General features: G+C 75.3%; 4 protein-coding genes. 2 read left to right on the forward strand and 2 right to left on the reverse strand.

Annotation, left to right across the window (positions count from 1 at the left end):
- The first annotated feature begins 44 nt into the window (after nt 1-44).
- Together GTR02_RS19725 and GTR02_RS19730 are read left to right on the forward strand one after the other, a co-directional pair.
- Nucleotides 45-1,886 (forward strand): ABC-F family ATP-binding cassette domain-containing protein, encoded by a 1,842-nt coding sequence (locus GTR02_RS19725; protein WP_166609190.1) that lies wholly within the window; start codon nt 45-47, stop codon nt 1,884-1,886.
- A gap of 256 nt (nt 1,887-2,142) precedes the next feature.
- The gene (locus GTR02_RS19730) at nt 2,143-3,705 is read left to right on the forward strand and encodes a sugar transferase (protein ID WP_166609188.1); all 1,563 of its coding nucleotides are present in this window, start codon (nt 2,143-2,145) and stop codon (nt 3,703-3,705) included.
- A gap of 81 nt (nt 3,706-3,786) precedes the next feature.
- Here the strand turns inward: GTR02_RS19730 and GTR02_RS24725 are convergent, their stop codons facing one another.
- Entirely contained in the window at nt 3,787-4,302 is a 516-nt protein-coding gene (locus GTR02_RS24725) for a MarR family winged helix-turn-helix transcriptional regulator (protein WP_166609191.1), read from the reverse strand.
- A 42-nt stretch (nt 4,303-4,344) separates the two neighbouring features.
- Nucleotides 4,345-5,004: a TetR/AcrR family transcriptional regulator gene (locus GTR02_RS19740; RefSeq protein ID WP_166609189.1), complete on the reverse strand. Its 660-nt coding sequence runs from the start codon at nt 5,002-5,004 to the stop codon at nt 4,345-4,347.
- Nucleotides 5,005-5,043: the final 39 nt, after the last annotated feature.

Genomic DNA, 5,043 nt, shown 5'->3' on the forward strand with positions numbered 1-5,043 from the left:
CCCCCCGCACCGATGGAGACGACTGAACCGTGGCCAACCCGAACCTGACGAACCTGGTCAGCGCGGAGGCGCTCACGGTCGTGCACGGCTCCCGCCTGCTGCTCGACCGCGTCTCCCTGGGCCTGTCCGAGGGCGACCGCACGGGCGTCGTCGGGCGCAACGGCGACGGCAAGTCCACGCTGCTGCGGCTGCTGGCCAGGCGCCAGGAGGCCGACGCCGGCCGCGTGACCCACACCGGGGGCCTGCGCCTGGCCATGCTCGAGCAGGGCGACCCGCTGCCGCCCGGCGCGACGGTGCGCGAGGCGGTCCTGGGCGACGCCCCCGACCACGCCTGGGCGTCGCAGTCGCGCGTGCGCGACGTCGTCGCAGGCCTGCTGGGCGGGCTGGACGCCGCCGACGTCGGTGGCCTCGAGGCGACCATCTCGACGCTGTCCGGCGGGCAGCGCCGCCGCGTGGCGCTCGCGGCCCTGCTGGCCGGCGAGCACGACCTCGTGGTCCTGGACGAGCCCACCAACCACCTCGACGTCGAGGGCGTGGCGTGGCTCGCGGAGCACCTGCGCACCCGCTGGGCGCCCGGGCAGGGCGCGCTGCTCGTCGTGACCCACGACCGGTGGTTCCTCGACGCCGTCTGCGAGCGCGTCTGGGAGGTCCACGACGGCGTCGTCGACCCCTACGAGGGCGGGTACGCCGCCTACGTCCAGACGCGGGCCGAGCGCGCCCGCGTGCAGGCCTTCACCGAGGAGCGCCGGCAGAACCTGCTGCGCAAGGAGCTCGCCTGGCTGCAGCGCGGCGCGCCCGCGCGCACCAGCAAGCCGCGCTTCCGCATCGACGCCGCCACCGCGCTGATCGCCGACGAGCCGCCGCCGCGCGACACCGTCGCCCTGGCCCGGATGGCGACGACCCGCCTGGGCAAGGACGTCGTGGACCTCGAGGACGTCTCGCTCGCCTTCGGCGCGGGCGAGCGCCGGCGCACGCTGCTCGACCACGTCACGTGGCGGCTCGGGCCGGGCGACCGCGTGGGCGTCGTCGGCGTCAACGGCGCCGGCAAGTCCTCGGTGCTCGCGCTGGTCACGGGCGCGCTGCAGCCGGACTCCGGGCGGGTCCGGCGCGGTTCGACCGTCGTGGTCGCGCAGCTGACGCAGGAGGTGCGCGAGCTGGACGAGGTCGCGGACCTGCGCACGCTCGAGGCCGTCGAGCGGGTCTCGGGCCACGTGCGCCTGGGCGACCGCGACGTGCCCGCGGGCCAGCTCCTGGAGCGGCTGGGCTTCACCGCGCAGCGGGCCTGGACGCGCGTGGGCGACCTGTCCGGCGGCGAGCGCCGGCGCCTGCAGCTGCTGCGGCTGCTCATGGGCGAGCCCAACGTGCTGCTGCTCGACGAGCCGACGAACGACCTGGACACCGACACCCTCGCCGCGGTGGAGGACCTCCTCGACGGCTGGCCCGGCACGCTCGTCGTCGTCAGCCACGACCGGTACCTGCTGGAGCGGGTCACCGACCGCCAGGTCGCGCTGCTGGGCGACGGCACGGTGCGCGACCTCCCGGGCGGCGTCGAGGAGTACCTGCGCCGCCGGGCGGAGGCGAAGGCCGGGGCGGTGACCGACGCGCGCACGCAGGCCCGCAGCGCCACGGCCGCGGCGTCGGCGTCCGCGGCGGCGGCCGGCGTCCCCGACGCCGCGGCGGTGCGGGCCGCGCGCAAGGAGATGGGCCGCGTCGAGCGGCAGCTGGACAAGGTCGCACGCCGGGAGGCGCAGCTGCACGCGGCCATGGCCGAGCAGGCGACCGACCACCAGGCCGTGCAGACGCTGGACGTCGAGCTGCGGCAGCTCGCCGCGGAGCGCGAGCAGCTCGAGGAGGCGTGGCTGGAGGCGTCCGACCTCGTGGAGTGACGGCGATCGGCTCGACGGGGGCCGATGCATCACCGTCGGTGACCTCTACTCAGCGAACTGTCAGGGTGTACCCGCCATCTGGTGCGAACGGGGGAGTTCTGGCCCGTTTCGGCCCTCGCGCCTTGCCGGGGGCGGGTGCCGCCCCCCTACTCTGTCCACCGCAGAGGTCGGTCGCGGGGGCGATGACCACAGCAGGCTCCACCGGTCCACCGGCGAGCGCGACCACTGTCCAGGGGGGACATTGAGCATCAGCGACATGCCCGGAAGCACGTCAGAACTCGGCGAGCTGGAGGACGGTCTGCTGGGGACGTCACCGGCCGATGCCGATGCTCTGCGCCGTGAGCGCCTCCTCCTCCCGCGCCAGCGCGTCGCCCTCGGCGCCTCCGAGCGCACGCCGGCCTGGCAGCGGACCTACGTGCAGCAGATCGTCGCCGTCGACGCCGTGGCCGCGGCCTTCGCCGCCTTCGTGGGCTTCTTCGCCCGCTTCAACCAGCAGCCCGCGGACCTGACCACGACCCCCGGGCGCGCCGTCATGGCGTGCGCCGTCCTCCTGCCGGTGCTGTGGGTCATGGCGATGGCCGCCTTCCGCACCTACGAGCCCCGCTTCCTGGGCGTCGGGTCCGAGGAGTTCCACCGCGTGTTCTCCGCGGGCCTCGCCGTCCTCGCCCTCGTGGGCACGACGTCCTGGGCCCTCGACCTCGACATCGCGCGCGGCTACGTCGTCGTCGCCTTCCCCATCGCCACGCTGCTGACGCTCGTGGGCCGCTACGCGACCCGCAAGCGCCTGCACGAGCGCCGCGCGCACGGGGAGGCCGGGCAGACCGTCGTCGCCGTCGGCCACCGCGCGGCCGTCGCGAGCATGGCCCGCCAGCTGCACCGCGCGTCGTACCACGGCATGCGGATCGTCGGGGCCTGCGTGCCCGGCGGGCCGGGGACGCCCGAGGAGGACGCCGAGCTGACGGCGCTGGGCATCGACGTGATCGGGAGCCTGGACGAGGTCCGGCACGCCACCGCGAGCGTCGACGCCGACGTCGTCGCGGTCACCGCGTGCCCCGAGCTCGACGGCCCGGCCCTGCGCCGCCTCGGCTGGGAGCTCGAGGCCACGCGGGCCGACCTCGTCGTCGCCCCCGCGCTGACCGAGGTCATCGGGCCGCGCGTCGCGATCCGCCCGGTCTGCGGCCTCCCGCTGCTGCACGTCGAGCGTCCCGAGCTCACCGGGATGCGGCGCTTCGCCAAGACGACCGTCGACCGCACGTCGGCGGGTGTCTCGCTGCTCCTGCTCAGCCCGGTGCTGCTGGTGCTGGCGCTGCTCATCAGGCTCGACTCCCGCGGGCCGGTCTTCTTCCGCCAGGAGCGCATCGGCAAGGACGGCAAGCCGTTCACGATGTACAAGTTCCGCTCGATGGTCACGGACGCGGAGAAGCTGCTCCTGGACCTGCGCGACGCGACCGACGGCAACGGCGTCCTGTTCAAGATGAAGGTCGACCCGCGCATCACCCGGGTCGGCCGCGTCATGCGCCGCTACTCCGTGGACGAGCTGCCCCAGCTCATCAACGTCCTGCTGGGCGACATGTCGCTCGTCGGGCCCCGTCCGCCGCTGCAGAGCGAGGTCGACACCTACGGCTACGACATGCGGCGCCGGCTGCTCGTCAAGCCCGGCCTCACGGGGCTGTGGCAGATCAACGGCCGCTCGGACCTCGACTGGGACGAGTCCGTGCGCCTGGACGTCCGCTACGTCGAGAACTGGTCGTTCACGTTCGACTTCATGATCCTCTGGAAGACGGCGGGCGCGGTCTTCCGCGGCCGCGGCGCCTACTGAGGCCGCGTCACCCGACCCCGCGCAGCGCCCCCGCCGTCCGGCGGGGGCGCTGCCGCGTGGCGGCCGCACCCCGCGGAGCCGTCAGCCGCCGACCTCGAACGGCGCGGCCACCCGCCGCAGCAGGGCGGCGAGCACCTGCCGCTCGTCGGGGGCGAGGACGCCCAGCATGCGGTGCTCGGCGCGCACGAGGTCGGCGAGGGCCGCGTCGACGGCCTGCGCGCCCGCGTCGGTCAGCCGGACGAGGACGCTGCGGCCGTCGTCGGGCGCGGGGCGGCGCTGCACCAGCCCCCGCGTGACGAGCCGGTCCACCCGGTTCGTCATGGTCCCGCTGGTCACCAGCGTCTGGACGAGCAGCTGGCCGGGGGACAGCTCGTGGGGCGCGCCGGCCCGGCGCAGCGCCGCCAGCACGTCGAACTCCCACGTCTCCAGGGCGTGCGCGCTGAAGGCGTCGCGGCGCAGGCGGTCGAGGTGGCGGGCGAGCCGGGCCACGCGCGAGAGCACCTCGAGCGGGTCGACGTCCAGCTGCGGCGCCTCGCGGCGCCAGGCCGCGACGATGCCGTCGACCTCGTCGCGGTCGACCCCCTCGCGGGGCGCCACGGCGTCCTCCTGGGCCTCCTCCGGCTCGGGCACGGCGGGACCCTAGTCGGCGCCCGCGCCGGCGGCGGTGGCGGCGCCCCGGCTGCGGGCGGACAGGACGGGGGAGCGCTCGAGGCCGGACAGGCCGTTCCACGCGAGGTTCACGAGGTGGGCGGCGACCTCCTCCTTGGGGGGCTCGCGCGTCTCCAGCCACCACTGACCCGTCATGGCGACCATGCCCACGAGCATCTGCGCGTACATCGAGGCCGTCTGCGGCGGGAACCCGCGCGCCGCGAACGCGTCGACGAGCAGGTACTCGACCTGGCCGGCCACGTCGGAGATGAGGCTCGCGAAGTTCCCGGTGGCCTGCGCGACGGGGGAGTCGCGGACCAGGATGCGGAAGCCGTCCGTCGAGCCCTCGATGTAGTCGAGCAGGGCGATCGTCGAGCGCTCCAGCAGCGTGCGCGGGCTGCCGCGCCCCGACAGCGAGCGGGCGATGCTCGACAGCAGCGTCGCGATCTCGCGGTCCACGACCACCGCGTAGAGCCCCTCCTTGCCGCGGAAGTGCTCGTAGACGACCGGCTTGGACACCCCGGCGGCCGCGGCGATCTCCTCCACCGTGGTGCCCTCGACGCCGCGCTCCGCGAACAGGTGGCGGCCGATGCCGATCAGCTGCTCCCGGCGCTCGCCGCCCGTCATGCGGGAGCGGGCGCGAGGAGGCATGGGCCCATCCTGCCGGTCGGGGCCCGCCGGGGGCGGGGC

The organism is Kineococcus siccus, assembly GCF_009906795.1.
GTDB lineage: Bacteria > Actinomycetota > Actinomycetes > Actinomycetales > Kineococcaceae > Kineococcus > Kineococcus siccus.